This window comes from Massilia sp. UYP34, from assembly GCF_056279385.1.
This window is the reverse complement of sequence record NZ_JBWBRF010000006.1, coordinates 163499-181122: the sequence shown is the minus strand read 5'-3', so window position 1 is coordinate 181122 and position 17624 is coordinate 163499. Positions and strand designations below refer to the sequence as shown.

Genomic DNA, 17624 nt, shown 5'->3' with positions numbered 1-17624 from the left:
GTTAGAACTGCTCGACCTCGAGCGCCAGCACGCCGGCGGCGCCCCCGACGATCGCATGAGACAGGCCAGGCGCCTGCGACAGGATGTGGTCGGCGAAGAAGCGCGCGGTGGCGATCTTGGCGCGATAGAAGGCGGCGTCGCCCTCGCCCGCATCGAGCTTGCCTTGCGCCACCAGCGCCGCGCGCGCCATCTGCCAGCCGCCCAGCACGATGCCGGCCAGCTTCAGGTAAGTCACGCTGCCGGCGAACACCGCGCGCACGTCCGATTTGACGTTGGCGACCACGTAATCGACCGCCTGCTCCAGCGCGGTCGCGCCTTCGCGCAGGCTGCGCGCGATCGCGGCAAAGTCTTCTCCCTGCGCCTCGCCCAGCCGGGCCTCGACCGCGCGGATCTGCGCGACCAGCGACCTGGCCACCGCGCCGCCATCGCGCACCGTCTTGCGGCCCACCAGGTCGTTGGCCTGGATCGCCGTCGTGCCCTCGTAAATGGTGAGGATCTTGGCGTCGCGGTAATGCTGGGCCGCGCCGGTCTCTTCGATGAAGCCCATGCCGCCGTGCACCTGCACGCCGTCGCGCGCGACGTTCTCGCTCATCTCGGTCGACCAGCCCTTGATGACCGGGACCAGGTATTCGTAGACGGCGAGATTGGCCTGGCGCGTCGCCGCATCGGGATGATGGTGGGCCAGGTCCGAGATGCCGGCGCCGACATAGGCCAGCGCGCGCGCCGCTTCGACCTGGGCGCGCATCGACATCAGCATGCGGCGCACGTCCGGGTGGTGGATGATGGCCACCGGGCCGTTTGATCCGGCCACGTCGCGCGACTGGATGCGGTCCTTCGCGAACGCCACCGCCTGCTGGTAGGCGTGCTCGGCAAGGCCGATGCCCTGCATGCCGACGCCGAAGCGGGCCGCGTTCATCATGATGAACATGTATTCGAGGCCGCGGTTTTCTTCGCCCACCAGGGTGCCGATCGCGCCGCCGCCGTCGCCGAACTGCAGCACGGCGGTCGGGCTGGCCTTGATGCCCAGCTTGTGCTCGATCGAGACGCAGTGCACGTCGTTGCGCGCGCCCAGCGAACCATTGTCGTTGATCAGGAATTTCGGCACGATGAACAGCGAGATGCCTTTCACGCCCGGCGGCGCGTCGGGCGTGCGCGCCAGCACCAGATGGACGATGTTCTCGGCCATGTCGTGCTCGCCATAGGTGATGAAGATCTTGGTGCCGAAGAGTTTATAGGTGCCGTCGCCCTGCGGCTCGGCGCGGGTGCGCACGGCGGCCAGGTCGGAGCCGGCCTGCGGCTCGGTCAGGTTCATGGTGCCGGTCCAGCGGCCCGAGATCAGCGGCTCCAGGAAGCGCGCCTTCTGCGCATCGGAGCCGGCGGTGAGCAGCGCCTCGATCGCCCCGTCCGACAGCAGCGCGACCAGCGCGAACGCCAGGTTGGCGCCATGCAGCATTTCCATGCACGGCGTGGCCACCAGCTTGGGCAGCCCCTGGCCGCCGAATTCCTGGGGATGCTGCACGCCCTGCCAGCCGGCGTCGGCGTAGGCGCGGAAGGCTTCCTTGAAGCCCCTGGTCGTGGTGACCTCGCCATCCTTCCAATAGCTCGGCTCCTTGTCGCCGGCATGGTTCAGCGGGGCGATCACTTCACCGCAGAATTTCGCGTTTTCTTCCAGCACCGCTTCCACGGTGTCCGGGGTCGCGTCCTCGCAACCGGGCAGCGCATTGACCTCGGCGAGGTTGGCCAGTTCATTGAGGACGAACTGCATGTCTTTCAGCGGGGCTTTATAGCTCACCTTTGTCTCCTAGAATATTTCGTTTGCCAATAAAAAACGCCGTTCCCACGGCAGGAAGAGAACCCGCGTCTTCAATCGTCAGCTGCACACATCGAACCGTCGTTCCCGCGCAGGCGGGAACCTGAGTTCGTCGAGCAGCCACGAACGCTTGCCATTCAGGCAGCGCATGAAAACTTGGGTTCCCGCCTGCGCGGGAACGACGTTCCAAGGTAGGTTGGTGGAGCAGGCGCTGCAAGTGTGCACGCTCTGCCCCAGTCAGAATTAGCCCAGTTCCTTGACCAGTTCCGGCACGACCTCGAACAGGTCGCCCACCAGGCCGTAGTCGGCGACCGAAAAGATCGGCGCTTCCGGATCCTTGTTGATGGCGACGATGGTCTTCGAGTCCTTCATGCCGGCCAGGTGCTGGATCGCGCCCGAGATGCCCACGGCGATGTACAGGGTCGGGGCGACGATCTTGCCGGTCTGGCCCACCTGCCAGTCGTTCGGCACGAAGCCGGCATCGACCGCGGCGCGTGAGGCGCCCATGGCGGCGCCCAGCTTGTCGGCCAGCGGTTCCAGGATCTTGAAGTTGTCGGCCGAGCCGATGCCGCGGCCACCCGAAACGATCACCTTGGCGGCGGTCAGCTCGGGACGGTCCGACTTGGCCAGCTCGCGGCCGACAAAACTCGAGGTGCCCGCGTCCGCGACGGCCGTCACGTTCTCGATCGCGGCCGAGCCGCCGCCGGCCGCCGCGTCGAAGGCGGTGCCGCGCACGGTGATGACCTTGACCTTGTCGCTCGACTGCACGGTGGCGATGGCGTTGCCGGCGTAGATCGGACGCTCGAAGGTGTCGGGCGAATCGACCTTGGTGATCTCGGAGATCTGCGCCACGTCGAGCCTGGCGGCCACGCGCGGCAGGATGTTCTTGCCGTAGGCGGTGGCCGGGGCCAGGATGTGCGAATACTCGCCAGCCACGGCCAGGATCTGCTCGGCCACGTTCTCGGCCAGGCCGTCGGCGAAGTGCGGTGCGTCGGCGACCAGCACTTTCGAGACGCCGGCGATCTGCGCGGCGGCTTCGGCGGCGGCGCCGCAGTTGCTGCCGGCGACCAGGATGTGAACGTCACCACCGCACTGGGCGGCTGCGGTCACGGTGTGGTGGGTAGCGCCCTTGAGGGAGCCGTTGTCGTGTTCAGCAATGACTAATGCGACCATGTTGATTCCTATGTATTAAGTAACGACAGACGACTCAGATGACTTTGGCTTCAGTGCGCAACTTCTGCACCAGGGTAGCGACGTCCGGCACCTTGACGCCGGCCGAGCGCTTGGCCGGCTCGACGACCTTCAGGGTCTTCAGGCGCGGTGCGACGTCCACGCCCAGGTCTTCCGGCTTGATGGTTTCGAGCGGCTTCTTCTTGGCCTTCATGATGTTCGGCAGCGTCACGTAGCGCGGCTCGTTCAGGCGCAGGTCGGTGGTGATGATCGCCGGCAGGGTCAGCGCCACGGTTTCCAGGCCGCCATCGACTTCGCGGGTCACGGTGACCTTGCCGTCTTCCAGCACGACTTTCGAGGCGAAGGTGGCTTGCGGCCAGCCCAGCAGCGCGGCCAGCATCTGGCCGGTCTGGTTCGAGTCGTCGTCGATCGCCTGCTTGCCCAGGATGATCAGTTGCGGCTGCTCCTTGTCGGCCAGCGCCTTGACGATCTTGGCCACGGCCAGCGGCTCGGTGTCGCCGGCGGTTTCCACCAGGATGCCACGGTCGGCGCCGATCGCCATGCCGGTACGCAGGGTTTCCTGGCACTGGGCCACACCCACGGAGACCGCCACCACTTCGGTCACTTTGCCGCCCTCTTTCAGGCGCGTTGCCTCTTCCAGTGCGATCTCGTCGAACGGGTTCATCGACATCTTGACGTTGGCGACATCGACGCCGCTATTGTCGGACTTGACGCGAACCTTGACGTTGTAGTCGACCACGCGTTTGACGGGTACCAGGACTTTCATGGGGTGCCTTTAAAAATGGGATGGATCGAAATAAGTGGCCTAGATTATATGAGAAATCGACGCTACGGGCCAAATTAAAGCACGATCGTGCGATTTTTAGTTAGAGGAAAACACCTAATCGGTCCATTCCGGCTATTACAGAGGGAGCAGACGGGGCTGAACGCCCCGTCTCAGGGTGTGCGCGCAGCTGCAGCATCGGCAGCCGCCCGTCACATTATTTGCGGCGCATCAGGAAGGTGAACTCGCCATTCTCATGGGTATGAGCCAGCAAGGCATTGCCGGTTTGCTTGGCAAATGCCTGGAAGTCGCGCACGGAGCCGGTGTCGGTGGCAACGATGCGCAGCACCTGGCCGGTTTCCATCTCGGCGAGCGCCTTCTTGGCTTTGAGGATGGGCAGCGGGCAGTTCAGTCCGCGTGCATCCAGGTCTCTCTGGAATTCCATGGTGTCGGTGTCGGTTTCAAAAGTGATATCGCTCATCGCATTACCTGCTTTGATTAAGTGGTCCAACTTCAGTCGCATACTACTCCAATTCGGGCAGTATGACGCACCGCACCAAAATAGTCACACATTGTTGCAAGATTGCAACCACAATGTGAAATGCTTGACCAAATTACATTGAGTGTGTACTGGATGCTCACGAATCGGCACTGCAGCGGTGCATCACGCCCCTCAGATGCGGTCCGAATTGGGGCGAACAATAGTCCAAATGACCATGAAAACAAAGTGTTACGACTTGGTTTACGACTCTGCGTGGCCCATTGTCGCAAACGTAAAAACGTCGTCCCCGCGCAGGCGGGGACCCAAGTTTCATGCGCTGTGTCTACGTAAATCGTAGTGGCTGCGCAAAGGACTTGGGTCCCCGCCTGCGCGGGGACGACGTGTTGAAGCTGACTTCTAAAGGTGGTGCTTGCTGGAGATCAGGCGCGCTCGCCCACCCAGCCCGCCACGCCGGCCAGCGCAGCCGGCAGGCCCGATGGATCGGTGCCGCCCGCTTGCGCCATATCAGGACGGCCGCCGCCCTTGCCGCCCACCTGCTGGGCGACGAAGTTCACCAGTTCGCCGGCCTTGACTTTACCGGTGGCGTCCTTGGTCACGCCCGCGATCAGGCTGACCTTGCCGTCCGCCACGCTGGCCAGCACGATGGCGGCCGTCTGCAGCTTGTCCTTGAGCTTGTCCATGGCTTCGCGCAGGGTGGCGACATCGGCGCCTTCCATCGTTGCCGCCAGCACCTTGATGCCGTTGACGTCGACCGCCTTGCTCATCAACTCGTCGCCCTGGCCGGCCGCCAGCTTCGACTTCAGCGCGGCGACTTCCTTTTCCAGGGTCTTGACCTGATCCTGGACCTGGGCGATGCGGACCGTCAGCTCGTCCGGGCTGGTCTTGAGCGCGCCGGCCGCTTCGATCAACTTGCGGTTGATCGACTGCACCAGGGCCAGGGCGCCCTCACCCGTCACCGCTTCCACGCGGCGGATGCCGGCGGCGACGCCGCCTTCCGACACGATCTTGAACAGGCCGATGTCGCCGGTGCGGGTCACGTGGACGCCGCCGCACAGTTCTTTCGACGAACCGATGTCCAGCACGCGCACGCTGTCGCCGTACTTCTCGCCGAACAGCGCCATCGCGCCATGCTTGACGGCGTCGTCGAACGACATGTTCTGCGCCTGGGTCGGATGATTCTCCAGGATCTCGCGGTTGACGATGGCCTCGACCTTGGCGATCTCGTCGGCGGTCAAGGCTTGCGGGTGGCTGAAGTCGAAGCGGGTCTTGTCCGGATCGACCAGCGAGCCCTTCTGCTGAACGTGGCTGCCCAGCACTTCGCGCAAGGCCTTGTGCATCAGGTGGGTGGCCGAGTGGTTGCGGATGGTGCGCGCGCGCTTGACGGTATCGACCGAGGCGTCGACGGTGTCGCCGACCTTCAGCGCGCCTTCGCGCAGCACGCCGTGGTGGCCGAACACATCGGCCTGGATCTTGAGCGTGTCCTCGACCTCGAAGCGCACGCCGGCGCCGCCCACCGAGCCGCCGATGACGCCCTGGTCGCCGACCTGGCCGCCCGATTCGGCATAGAACGGGGTGGTGTCCAGCACCACGATGCCGGCCTGGCCGGCCTTGAGCTCGTCCACCTTCACGCCGTCGGCGTACAGCGCCAGCACGTGGGTGTTGTGGGCCAGCGATTCGTAGCCGACGAATTTGGTCTTCTCGCCCGCGTACTCGACGTTGGCGGCCATCTTGAACTTGCCGGCGGCGCGCGCCGTCTTCTTCTGCTGCTCCATGGCGGCGGTGAAGCCGGCCTCGTCGAGCGTCACGTTGCGTTCACGGCAGATGTCGGCGGTCAGGTCGAGCGGGAAGCCGTAGGTGTCGTACAGGGTGAACGCGGTGGCGCCGTCGAGGTTCTTCGGATCCCTGGCCAGCTGGGCTTCCAGGATCTTCATGCCGTTTTCCAGGGTCTCGCCGAAACGCTCTTCCTCGGCCTTGAGCACCTGGGCCACACGGTCTTTCGCATCGCGCAGTTCCGGATAGGCTTCACCCATCTCGAGGTCGAGGTCGGCGACCAGCTTGTGGAAGAACGGCTTCGTCTGGCCCAGCTTGTGGCCGTGGCGCAGTGCGCGGCGGATGATGCGGCGCAGGACGTAGCCGTGGCCTTCGCTGCTCGGGATGATGCCGTCGACAATCATGAACGAGGCCGAGCGGATGTGGTCGGCGATGACCTTGAGCGAGTTGTTGCCCAGGTCATCGATGCCGGTCTCGCGCGCCGCGGCGCGGATCAGGTTCTGGAACAGATCGATCTCGTAGTTGCTGTGCACGTGCTGCAGCACGGCGGCCAGGCGCTCCATGCCCATGCCGGTGTCGATCGACGGCTTCGGCAGCGGGGCCATGTTGCCTGCCTCGTCGCGGTTGAACTGCATGAACACCAGGTTCCAGATCTCGATGAAGCGGTCGCCGTCTTCCTCTGGCGAGCCCGGAGGGCCGCCCCAGATGTCGGCGCCATGGTCATAGAAGATCTCGGTGCACGGGCCGCAAGGGCCGGTGTCGGCCATCTGCCAGAAGTTGTCCGAGGCATAGCGCGCGCCCTTGTTGTCGCCGATACGGATGATGCGCTCTTTCGGCACGCCGATCTCGTTGGCCCAGATGTCGTAGGCTTCGTCGTCCTCGAAATAGACGGTGACGGTCAGCTTCTCGGCCGGCAGGCCATAGACCTTCGTCAGCAGTTCCCAGGCATACTGGATCGCCTCGCGCTTGAAATAGTCGCCGAAGCTGAAGTTGCCCAGCATTTCAAAGAAGGTGTGGTGACGTGCGGTGTAGCCGACGTTTTCCAGGTCGTTGTGCTTGCCGCCGGCGCGCACGCAGCGCTGGACCGAGGTCGCGCGCGAATACGGGCGCGAATCCAGGCCCAGGAACACATCCTTGAACTGCACCATCCCGCTATTGGTCAACAGCATGGTCGGGTCATTGCCCGGCACCAGCGAGCTGGAACGCACGATGGAATGGCCTTTGGATTCAAAGAACTTCAGGAACTTTTCGCGAATGTCTGAGGATTTCATGTCTGTTGGAGGGCGGAATGAGGCAGCGTGCCGTATAAAGGAACGATTATAGCTTAGCCGCCGCCGTCAATATCGGTCATGCCGATATTGGCACCTGCCAGCAACAGCGGATTCAGCGCAGCAGCTGCGATACCGCGTGCGCCCTGGGCCCGACCGGCGCCAGCATCGTCTTGGCCGCCTCCTGCAGGATGCGCGCACGCGCCTCGCCAAGCGGATCGGTATCGCGCCGGCGTGCAGCTGCCAGCACCGACTGGCCGACCAGGCCAAGCCAGTGGTTGACGGCCGCCTGCGTGCCTTCGGTGTGCGCAGACAAAGGGATAATGGTGGTCGAGGGTGCCATGCTTGCCGCTTCAAAGAGATCGTCTGTACTTAACGTCTCTCCGGCGCCGGTTCTTGAGGCGATTTAGCAAATATATTGCTGAAATGAAAGTTCTTCAGGCGAAATCCGGGCCGATCAGGTCGATACGGTCGGTGCAGAAGGCGTCCACGCCCCACTCCAGCAAGGTGCGCGCGCGGCCGGGATCGTTGACGGTATAGCAGAACAGGCCGAAGCCGCAGTCTTTCACCGTGCGCGCCATCTCCGGCTCCAGGTGCTGGTGATTGGTGTGGATGGCCACCGCGTCCAGCGCCCGCGCACGGGCTTCCCAATCCGGCCCCAGCGCGCTCATCAGGCAGGCGCGCGGCAGGTGCGGGGCCGCCCGGCGCGCACTGGCCAGCGCCACGTCGCTGAACGAAGACAGCAGCGGAGCCCGGGCCATGTCTCCGGCCGCGAGTTCGGCGGCAAACAGCTCGGCGGCAAGCGCGGCCACGACCGCGCCGGTTTCCGCTTCGAATCCGGACGCCGGCTTGATCTCGATGTTCATCCACACGCCCTGCTCCTTGCACAGGCGCGCGAACTCGGAAAACAGCGGCACCGGCTCACCGGCGAACGCCGGGGCGAACCAGGCGCCGGCATCCATCGCCGCCAGCTCGCCGGCATCGTGCTCGAACACGCTGCCGCTGCCCTTGACCGTGCGGCCCAGGGCGGGATCGTGCGTTACCACCGGCACGCCGTCGCGCGCCAGCATGACGTCGAACTCGATCGCACGAAAGCCGGCCTGCATCCCGCAGCGTAGTCCGGCATACGTATTCTCGGGCGCCAGCGTGCCGCCGCCGCGGTGGGCAAGGACACGGGGGTAAGGCCACATGCGCGCCTCCTTTCGATGCTCAGGCCGGCACGCCGAAACGCCAGGCGAGCCAGGCGAAGGCGCCCAGGTTCAGCGCCACCGTCAGCTGGAACTTGCGCTGGAACGATTGCTTGCTGGTCTTGTGCCGCAGCCATTGCTGTGCAAGCAAGGCGCCGGGCCAGCCACCGACCAGGCCCAGGATCAGCAAGGTGCTTTCCGGCGTGCGCCAGGACTGCGCGCGCGCCGCCGACTTGTCGATCGCGTAGGCGACGAAGCAGGTCAGGCTGGTCATGAGGTAGGCGGCGCCGACCAGCTGCGACATCTCCCAGACCAGGCTGGCGAACAGGTAGACAAGGAGGAAGAGGACGAGCGGCAGGTAGGGCATGCCGACAGCTTACCGCTCCCGGATCGCAAATGTCCACTGGGCAAATGCGGATCGATCGTCGGTGGATACTACCCCTGGGTTCGTCATCGAACAGAACCGGCAAAATCAAACGCCTACGCTGGGCGATCACAGGTATCACATCGCGTAGGAGATGACATGGCTTTTGATTTAGGAAACTTATTGCAGCAATACATTGGCGGCGCCGGCGCCGGCGCCAACAACGGCAAGGCGGCCGACGACTTCGACCAGGTGGCGCAGAACGCGCCCCGCGCCAGCATCGCCCAGGGCATCGCCAGCGCCCTGCGCTCGGACCAGACCCCGCCCTTCCCCCAGATGGTCAGCCAGTTGTTTGGCCAGAGCAATCCCGACCAGCGCGCCGGCATGCTCGACAAGCTGATCGGCGGCACCGGCGGCGGCCTGCTGTCCTCGGTGGCCGGCGGTGCGCTCGGCAAGATCTTCGGCGGCAACACGACCCGCGTGACCCCGGAACAGGCAGCCCAGGTCTCGCCTGAGCAAGTGCAAGAACTGGCTGAAAAAGCGCAACAACAGAACCCCGGCATTGTCGATCGCATGAGCGACTTCTACGCCGAACATCCGACCTTGATCAAGGCCGCCGGCGGCGCCGCGCTGGCGGTCGCGCTTGGCTACATGGCAAACAATATCCGTCAACAATCACCAGCAAAGGAGGGTCCCGTGGGTATCCTAAGCAATATTTTCCACAAAATTTTCCCAGGTAAGAAAGATGCGGCGCCCGCTGCCGCAACGACTTCCGCATCGACTGCCGCTCCAGCCGCCGCGCCGGCAGCCCCAGGCGCCGCGCCGCAGCCGCAAGCCGCTCCTGCGCCAGGCGCACCGGCTGCCGCTCCGGCCGCCCCGGCGCCGGCCGCCGCGCCGATGCAGCAAGTCGACGTCGAGCAGGTCTTGAACGACATGCAGAAGTCGTCCGGCCAGCAGCTGAACTGGCGCACCTCGATCGTCGACCTGCTCAAGTTGCTCGGCCTGGACAGCAGCCTGCAGTCGCGCAAGGAGCTGGCTGCCGAGCTGAACTACACCGGCGACACGGGCGACTCGGCCAAGATGAACGTCTGGCTGCACCGCCAGGTGATGAACAAGCTGGCCGCCAACGGCGGCAAGGTGCCGGCCGACCTGCGCGACTGACCTGCCACGAAGCGCTGGCCGGTTAATCCGCCAGCGTCGTATTGGCCGCCGTCCCGCAAGCGAAGCAGAAGCGCGCGAACGCATTCTTGCGGGCCGAGCAAGCGCCGCAGCGATTGAACAGGCCGATGCCGCAGTGCGGGCAGAAGTCGGTCTTGCCATCCTTGAGGTCGACGGCGCGCTCGCAGCCCGGGCAGACGCCCTTCGCCAGGCGCGCCTGGACCACGTCGTAGCGCATGCCCTCACGCCGCTGGGCGTCGGGCAGCGCCTCGGCCTCTTTCTGGCGCGCCAGGTAACCCTGCAGCCAGGCGATGGCGTAGCGGCCCACGACCACGGTGAGGAGGATGCCGACGACGTAGCGCACGTAGCCGCCATAGCTCGGCAGGTAGGGCACCAGTTCGAAGAAGAAGGTGAACAGGGCGAACAGGATAAAGCCCCAGGCGAACGGCCAGTCTCGTGTCTTGCGCTTGTGCCTGAACAGCCAGCCGGCCGCCAGCAGCAGCGGCAACGTCAATGCCAGGCGATACAGGAACACGCGCAGCTCGCGCGCCTCGACTTCGTCGGCGAAGGCCTGCTGCGCCGGTTCTTGCAGGGCGTCCCAGCGCAGCTTGGCGCGCTCATGGGCCTGGGTGGCGTCCAGCATCGTCTGCTGCTCGCCTTCCACCGCCGCCAGGGCGGCGCGTTCAGCGCGCTCCAGGGCCTCCAGGCCCTGGGTACGCTTGATCAGTTCGGGGTCTTGCTCGGGTCGCGCGGTCGCCTGCCGGGTCGCGAGCCAGTCGTCGAAGGTCGAGCGCGCCGAGCGCGTATTCGACTGCGCCACCGCGTGCTGGTGGCTGGCCTGCTCGAGGCGTGTGCGCGCGCCCTCGATGCGCTCGCGCTGCGCGGCCATCTCGGCGCGCAGCTTGCCAACCTGGGCCGGATTCATGAACTGCTCGACCGTCAGCGGCTCTTCGACGTCGCGCAGCTGCTGCACGACCAGGCCGCCCAGGCCGATCAGGAAGCCGGCGAAGACGAAGGCGACGAGCCACAAGGCCCGCTGCATCCATTGTTCGGTCAGGCGCAAGCCCTTGCTCATGGAGCGCTCCTCGGCGATGCACAAGCCCGCAGCTTGCCATCGACGACGGCGCCGTGCTACCGCTAGTTGTCAGAGGCCCGGGTTGCGCTACCGCCGGTAGCGGGCGGCGATACCCGGGTCAGAAGTAGGACAATCCCAGCGCCTTTTTCACTTCGTCGGTGGTCGCGGCCGCCACTTCGCGCGCCTTGAGGGTGCCTTCCTGCAGCATCTTCATCACCTGGGCCGGATCCTTGGCGAACTCCTCGCGGCGGGCGCGGATCGGCGCCAGCAGGTCTTGCAGGATGCCTTCCAGGCGCTTCTTGACGATGCTGTCGCCCAGGCCGCCGCGCTGGTAGTGCGCCTTCATCTCGGCCAGGCCTTCCTTGTCGGTGTCGAACGCGTCCAGGTAGGTGAAGGCGACGTTGCCCTCGATATGGCCGGGATCCGACACCTTCAGGTGCAGCGGGTCGGTGTACACGTTCTTGACCGCGGCGCGGATCTCGTCGGCGCTCGCGCCCAGATTGATGGTATTGCCGAGCGACTTGCTCATCTTGGCCTTGCCGTCGATGCCCGGCAGGCGGCCGACTTCCGGCACGAAGGCCTTGGCCTCGACCAGGATGTCGCGGCCGACGATGCGGTTGAAGCGGCGCACGATCTCGTTGCACTGCTCGATCATCGGGATCTGGTCTTCGCCCACCGGCACCACGCCGGCCTTGAAGGCGGTGATGTCGGCAGCCTGGCTGGCCGGGTAGGTCAGGAAGCCGGCCGGAATGTCGCGCTCGAAGCCGCGCAGGACGATTTCCGCCTTCACGGTCGGGTTGCGCTCGAGGCGCGCGACGGTCACCAGGTTCAGGTAGTAAAAGGTCAGCTCGGTCAGTTCCGGGATCTGCGACTGGATGAAGATCGTGGTCTTGACCGGGTCGATCCCTACGGCAAGGTAATCGAGCGCCACTTCCAGCACGTTCCGGTGTACCTTACTCAAGTCATCCATGTTGTCGGTCAGCGCCTGCGAATCGGCCAGCATGACGAATTGGCGGTACTGGTGCTGGTAGGTCACGCGATCGCGCAGGCTGCCCACGAAGTGGCCGAGGTGCAGCGGACCGGTCGGACGGTCGCCGGTCAGGATAATCTGGCTCGCCGGAGCAGGAGCGGAAGTTTGTTGCAGGGTCATCGAGATTCCTTGGTAGATGCCTCGATCGTCCTGCGTCAATGAATGAACGCCACCCGAATCGAGGCGGCGTTAGCTGAAATGCACATCATTTCCGGGGCCGCGCGCTAGGAGCGGCGCCACCAGGCAAGAATGAGATGTGCTTTCGGAAAGATCATGGACCGCATGGTTGCAGGTTGACGCGCCGCTGTCAACCGCTACCGGTACCGTGACTCGGCAGGCAGGCTCTCCCCACGCAGTTGAAATGTCGGTAGCGCCGCATTGCCGCTATTTTGTTGCAATAAAATTAAGGAATTAGAACAATCATGAACAAGAGCACGAACAGCCCAGCACACCCCCTCGAACTCTGGGGCGGCCTCGAATGCACGGTCAACCGCGTGCAAGACACCTATTTCAGCCAGCTGGACCGCAACGGCCACAGCGATCGCGCCTGCGACATCGAGCGCTTCTCCGCGCTCGGCATCCGCGCCATCCGCTACCCCATCCTGTGGGAACGCACCGCTCCCGACGGCATCGACGGGGCCGACTGGCGCTGGCCGGACGAGCGCCTGGCCGCCCTGCAAGATGCCGGCATCACCCCGATCGCCGGGCTGATCCACCATGGCAGCGGCCCGCGCCACACGAGCCTGGTCGACCCGGGTTTCGCGCAAGGGTTGGCCGACTACGCCGGCGCCGTCGCCGCGCGCTACCCCTGGCTCGAGTTCTACACCCCGGTCAACGAGATCTGCACCACGGCGCGCTTCGCCGGCCTGTACGGCATCTGGTATCCGCACGGCCGCGACGACCGCACCTTCATCCAGGCCCTGCTCAACCAGTGCCGCGCCACCGTGCTGTCGATGCGCGCCATCCGCGCCGTCAACCCGCACGCGAAACTGGTGCAGACCGACGACCTCGGCAAGACCTACGGCACGCCGGAGCTCAGCCATGTGGCCGAGTTCTACAACGAGCGCCGCTGGCTGGGCTGGGACCTGCTGTGCGGCATGGTCGGACCCGAACACCCGCTGTGGAACTACCTGCTCAAGAGCGGCGCCAGCGCCGACGATATCCTGTGGTTCCGCGACAATCCCTGCCCGCCCGACATCATCGGCGTCAATTACTACGTGACCAGCGAGCGCTGGCTGGATCACCGCCCCGAACGCTTTCCCGCCCAGCACCGCGGCATGGCCGACGGCATCCCCTGCGCCGACATCGAAGCCTCGCGCGTGCTGGCCACGCCGACGCCGGGCATCGCCCCGCTGCTGGCCGAAATCTGGGAACGCTACGGGATCCCGCTGGCCATCACCGAAGCCCACATCGACGCCAACCGCGAAGACCAGATGCGCTGGCTGCTCGAGATCTGGGAAGCGGCCCAGCAGTCGCGCGACAACGGCGTCGATGTGCGCTCCGTCACGGTGTGGGCGCTGCTCGGCTCCTTCGACTGGAACAGCCTGGTGACGCTCGACCGCGGCTACTACGAGCCGGGCCCGCTCGACGTGCGCTCGCCGCTGCCGCGGCCGACCGCGCTGGCCGGGATGATGCGCGAGCTGGCGGACGGCGCGCCGCTGTCGCACCCGGTGCTGCGCGCCCAGGGCTGGTGGCGCCGCCCGGGCCGCTTCTTGTGCCAGCAGCCGGTGGCCACGCCGGCCGCGCTCACCTCGATCGCAGCCGACGGCCACCGCCTGGTGGGCACCGATGCCGCGCCGATCCTGATCCTGGGCGCCACCGGCACCCTGGGCCGGGCGTTCGCCCGCATCTGCGACAAGCGCAACCTGGCCTACCGCCTGCTGTCGCGCCAGGACATGGACATCGCCGACGCCGACTCGGTCGAGCGTGCGCTGGCGCAGCACAAGCCGTGGGCCGTGGTCAATACCTGCGGCTATGTGCGGGTGGACGACGCCGAGCACGAGATGGAGCGCTGCCAGCGCGAGAACACGCACGGCGCCGCCATCCTGGCCGCGGCCTGCGCGCGCCACGGCATCCACCTGACCACCTTCTCGAGCGACCTGGTGTTCGACGGCCGCAACGAGCGTCCCTATGTCGAATCCGACATGCCCAATCCGCTCAATGTCTATGGCCGCACCAAGCTCGATGCCGAACGCGCGGTGCTCGAGAACCATCCGGGCGCACTGGTGGTGCGCACCAGCGCCTTCTTCGGCCCCTGGGACGGCTACAACTTCGTGACCCTGGCGCTCGATGCGCTCGAGCGCGGCGACGCCTTCGTGGCCGCCAGCGACCTGACGGTCTCGCCGACCTACGTCCCCGACCTGGTGCACGCCTGCCTGGACCTGGCGGTGGACCGCGAGGCCGGCATCTGGCACCTGGCCAACCAGGGCGAGCTGACCTGGGCCGCGCTGGCGCGGCGCGCGGCCGAGCTGGCCGGTGTCGATGCGGCGACGCTGGAAGCCAAGCCGGCCGCCGAGTTCGGCTTCACGGCGGCGCGGCCGGCGTATTCCTCGCTGCACAGCGAGCGCGGCGCATTGCTGCCGGCGCTGGACGACGCGCTGCGCCGCTTCGTCGAGCTGCGCAATGCCGACAAGGCCGAACGCTGCGCGCTGCAGCAGGAAGCCGAAGGACGGCGACAGGTGCCCGGGGGCGACAGCCAGGCCGAGGCCGATCCGGTCGCGGCAGTACAGTCTGGAACCTGATGCGGATACAAGATGCGGCGCTGCTGGCGCCACATCTTGACTCACCGGCCGCTCGAGCGAGCATCGCCGGTTTGATACTCCGTAAGTTGCCTGTCCTCCAGCTTGCTAAATTGGCTGCTCCTCCCGCCGGAGCTTGCAATGGCAACCACGAACGTGAAATCCACATCGGGCAGCAGTCCAAACATCGCATTACGAATGAGTCCACAAGCATTGAATGCGATGCGCAATACCGACATGGCTAATCGATGCAGAGAGTCAGCGCCATTTCGAGCGCTCTCGTCGGTGTTCGCCATCGCCATTGCGGCAAGTCTACCTGCGCAGGCGGTGCAGCCAGGCCATGAAGTCATCGGGCAGTGGAAATTTACATCTGTGCTCGATGGTGTAAAGATCACCTCGATTGACGAGCATCAGGCCAAGCAATTACTCGGACGGGTAATGACCATCCAAAACGAGGGAACCAAGTTTGGGAGTGAAAGCTGCGGCCCCCCAAGCCTTGAGAGCAAACGTGTCGAACCAAATGCATACGTACGCCAGGAAGCGCAAATCAACGCCGCCAGATTACGCCTACCCAATCCGGTTACCGTTGTCGATATCGGTTGCACGCAGGTGTTCATCAAAAGGGCCGATGAGGCAGTGATCTTCTGGGACGGCTTTTTTTTCGCTGCAAAGAAGATAAAGTCATCGAGGAACGTTCATCGCTGATTGCTCAACCCGAACATAGGCGTATCCTGACAAACAAAGCTGCGGCACGCCGGTTCCGGCAGCCCAACGCGCATTGATTTATCGGTTTCTTGAATTCTGTCCGGAAAGCTGGAAGAAGCGCATGCCGGTGCAGGGGCGGGCAACACAGGCCAGGCTTGCCAGGCGTGACCGGCGCAACTCACATCGACCGGGATAGGCTCATCGTAAAGCTCTCCACCGTCATTGCCTTGTGGTGCAGGCGGCGTCGCCTGTCAGTCCTGTCTCGGGCGATGGTTGCCGCCTATCGCGCACGGCTATAATCGGCGCTTCCCGACCGCATAACGACAACGAGACATGACACATACACCTCCGTCTCTCTCCCCGCTGCCGAAAGCCCTCGGCCACCTCCGCGTGCTCGACCTGTCGCGCGTGCTGGCGGGACCATGGTGTTCGCAGAACCTGGCCGACCTCGGCGCCGACGTGATCAAGATCGAACGCCCCGGCGCCGGCGACGACACCCGCGCCTGGGGCCCGCCGTACGCCAGGGATGCGCAAGGCAACGACACGCAGGAGGCGGCCTATTACCTGTCGGCCAACCGCGGCAAGCGCTCGCTCACGGTCGATATCGCCAGCAGCGAGGGCCAGGCCCTGCTGCGCGAGCTGGTGCTGCATTGCGACGTGGTGCTCGAAAACTTCAAGGTGGGCCACCTGAAGCGCTATGGCCTCGACTATGCATCGCTCAGGCAGATCAAGCCCGACCTGGTGTACTGCTCGATCACCGGCTTCGGCCAGGACGGCCCCTATGCTCACCGCGCCGGCTACGACTTCCTGATCCAGGGCATGGGCGGCCTGATGTCGGTCACCGGCGAGCGCGACGACCTGCCCGGCGGGGGGCCGCAAAAGGCCGGCGTCGCGCTGACCGACCTGATGACCGGCATGTACGCCACGGTGGCCGTGCTGGCCGCCCTCACCCATCGCGACCGCACGGGCGAGGGCCAGCACATCGACATGGCGCTGCTCGACACGCAGGTGGCGATGCTGGCCAATGTCGGCAGCAATTACCTCAACAGCGGCAAGCCGCCCAGGCGCTGGGGCAACGCCCACGCCAACATCGTGCCCTACCAGACCTTCGCCTGCCTGGATGGCCACATCATCGTCGCCACCGGCAACGACGGCCAGTACCGGAAGTTCGTCGAGGCTGGCGGCCGGCCGGAGCTGGGAGACGATCCGCGCTTCGCCACCAACCCGCTGCGCGTCGAGAACCGCGACCTCCTGGTGCCGCTGCTGGCCGAGATGGTCAAGCTCAAAAAGCGCGACGAATGGATCGCCCTGCTCGAAGAAATGGGTGTACCCTGCGGACCGATCAACGACGTCGGCGAGGTGTTCGCCAACGAGCAGGTGGTGGCGCGCGCGATGGCGATCGACCTGCCGCATCCCAGCGCGGGCCAGGTGAAGCTGGTGCGCAATCCGATCCGGATGTCGGCCCTGCCCGCGACGAGCGCAATCGCCCCGCCCCTGCTGGGCCAGCACACGGCCGAAGTCTTGCGCGAGGTGCTGGGCAGGAGCGAGGAAGAGATCGCCGCCTTGCGCGAGCGCGGCATCGTCTGAATCAATGCAGCTGGTGCTTCAGGTTCGACAGCTCGTCGTGCACGCGCACGATGACGGATTGCACTTGTGGTGACGGACGGGTCGAGGTGCAGACGCGCTTGGCCTCGTCGCCCATGGCTTCCAGATCGTCGATGGCCTGGATCATGCTCGACTGGTCGTTCGACTGCATGACGCTTTGCACGCGCCCGGCTTCCTCGGCGATCTTGTGGATGCAGTCGCGGATTTCGCTGGGAACGCTCTGGTCGCTCTGGCAGACCTGTTCGGCCTGGTTCACCACTTGCTGGACGTTCTTGAAGCGTTGCTGGATTTCGGCGGTTTGCAGCATGATGCCCTCCTGAAAAAGATGTGAAAAAAACCACTGGAGCCTTTCAGCTTAGGATGCATTCGTGGTTTATCAAGCATCGATTTCATCTGTTCCACGGGACAATGGCGGTGCGTTCCGGCCGGCATTCAAGCCGTCTCATTCCAGCGCCGCG

At 65.1% G+C, this 17624-nt stretch carries 15 protein-coding genes; 4 read left to right on the top strand and 11 right to left on the bottom strand.

Annotation, left to right across the window (positions count from 1 at the left end):
- Position 1: 1 nt before the first annotated feature.
- From ACZ9AQ_RS12685 to ACZ9AQ_RS12650, 8 genes are all read right to left on the bottom strand, one after another.
- Entirely contained in the window at positions 2-1792 is a 1791-nt protein-coding gene (locus ACZ9AQ_RS12685; protein WP_429205215.1) for an acyl-CoA dehydrogenase, read from the bottom strand.
- Between the two features lie 261 nt (positions 1793-2053).
- Positions 2054-2983 carry an electron transfer flavoprotein subunit alpha/FixB family protein gene (locus ACZ9AQ_RS12680; RefSeq protein WP_429205217.1) on the bottom strand — a complete coding sequence of 310 codons (930 nt, stop codon included), beginning with the start codon at positions 2981-2983 and terminating at the stop codon, positions 2054-2056.
- Between the two features lie 34 nt (positions 2984-3017).
- Positions 3018-3767, bottom strand: a complete 750-nt coding sequence (locus ACZ9AQ_RS12675; protein ID WP_147933939.1) for an electron transfer flavoprotein subunit beta/FixA family protein — start codon at positions 3765-3767, stop codon at positions 3018-3020.
- Between the two features lie 214 nt (positions 3768-3981).
- The gene (locus ACZ9AQ_RS12670; protein WP_040777452.1) at positions 3982-4209 is read right to left on the bottom strand and encodes a sulfurtransferase TusA family protein; all 228 of its coding nucleotides are present in this window, start codon (positions 4207-4209) and stop codon (positions 3982-3984) included.
- A gap of 476 nt (positions 4210-4685) precedes the next feature.
- Positions 4686-7307: an alanine--tRNA ligase gene (alaS, locus tag ACZ9AQ_RS12665; protein WP_429205218.1), complete on the bottom strand. Its 2622-nt coding sequence runs from the start codon at positions 7305-7307 to the stop codon at positions 4686-4688.
- A 112-nt stretch (positions 7308-7419) separates the two neighbouring features.
- A complete protein-coding gene (locus ACZ9AQ_RS12660; RefSeq protein WP_429205220.1) occupies positions 7420-7647 on the bottom strand; it encodes a hypothetical protein in 228 nt (75 codons plus the stop codon).
- Between the two features lie 94 nt (positions 7648-7741).
- Positions 7742-8494, bottom strand: a complete 753-nt coding sequence (ugpQ, locus tag ACZ9AQ_RS12655) for a glycerophosphodiester phosphodiesterase (protein ID WP_429205221.1) — start codon at positions 8492-8494, stop codon at positions 7742-7744.
- Positions 8495-8513: 19 nt separating this feature from the next.
- Positions 8514-8858, bottom strand: a complete 345-nt coding sequence (locus ACZ9AQ_RS12650; protein WP_429205222.1) for a DUF1294 domain-containing protein — start codon at positions 8856-8858, stop codon at positions 8514-8516.
- Positions 8859-9551: 693 nt separating this feature from the next.
- Here ACZ9AQ_RS12650 and ACZ9AQ_RS12645 point away from each other — a divergent pair.
- A complete protein-coding gene (locus ACZ9AQ_RS12645; RefSeq protein WP_429205298.1) occupies positions 9552-10016 on the top strand; it encodes a DUF3597 domain-containing protein in 465 nt (154 codons plus the stop codon).
- 22 nt (positions 10017-10038) lie between these two features.
- Here ACZ9AQ_RS12645 and ACZ9AQ_RS12640 read toward each other — a convergent pair whose 3' ends face one another.
- Together ACZ9AQ_RS12640 and trpS are read right to left on the bottom strand one after the other, a co-directional pair.
- Entirely contained in the window at positions 10039-11088 is a 1050-nt protein-coding gene (locus ACZ9AQ_RS12640; RefSeq protein ID WP_429205224.1) for a serine endopeptidase, read from the bottom strand.
- 118 nt (positions 11089-11206) lie between these two features.
- Complete coding sequence (gene trpS, locus ACZ9AQ_RS12635; protein WP_429205226.1) at positions 11207-12238, bottom strand: tryptophan--tRNA ligase; 1032 nt, start codon at positions 12236-12238, stop codon at positions 11207-11209.
- 302 nt (positions 12239-12540) lie between these two features.
- On the opposite strand from trpS, the gene ACZ9AQ_RS12630 reads away from it, so the two are divergent.
- The 3 genes from ACZ9AQ_RS12630 to ACZ9AQ_RS12620 all read left to right on the top strand — a co-directional run bounded on the left by ACZ9AQ_RS12630 (position 12541) and on the right by ACZ9AQ_RS12620 (position 17148).
- The gene (locus ACZ9AQ_RS12630; RefSeq protein WP_429205227.1) at positions 12541-14859 is read left to right on the top strand and encodes a sugar nucleotide-binding protein; all 2319 of its coding nucleotides are present in this window, start codon (positions 12541-12543) and stop codon (positions 14857-14859) included.
- Positions 14860-14997: 138 nt separating this feature from the next.
- Positions 14998-15561 (top strand): hypothetical protein, encoded by a 564-nt coding sequence (locus tag ACZ9AQ_RS12625; RefSeq protein WP_429205228.1) that lies wholly within the window; start codon positions 14998-15000, stop codon positions 15559-15561.
- 333 nt (positions 15562-15894) lie between these two features.
- Positions 15895-17148, top strand: a complete 1254-nt coding sequence (locus ACZ9AQ_RS12620; RefSeq protein WP_429205229.1) for a CaiB/BaiF CoA transferase family protein — start codon at positions 15895-15897, stop codon at positions 17146-17148.
- 1 nt (position 17149) lies between these two features.
- Here ACZ9AQ_RS12620 and ACZ9AQ_RS12615 read toward each other — a convergent pair whose 3' ends face one another.
- Positions 17150-17473 carry a hypothetical protein gene (locus ACZ9AQ_RS12615; protein WP_429205231.1) on the bottom strand — a complete coding sequence of 108 codons (324 nt, stop codon included), beginning with the start codon at positions 17471-17473 and terminating at the stop codon, positions 17150-17152.
- Between the last annotated feature and the right edge of the window lie 151 nt (positions 17474-17624).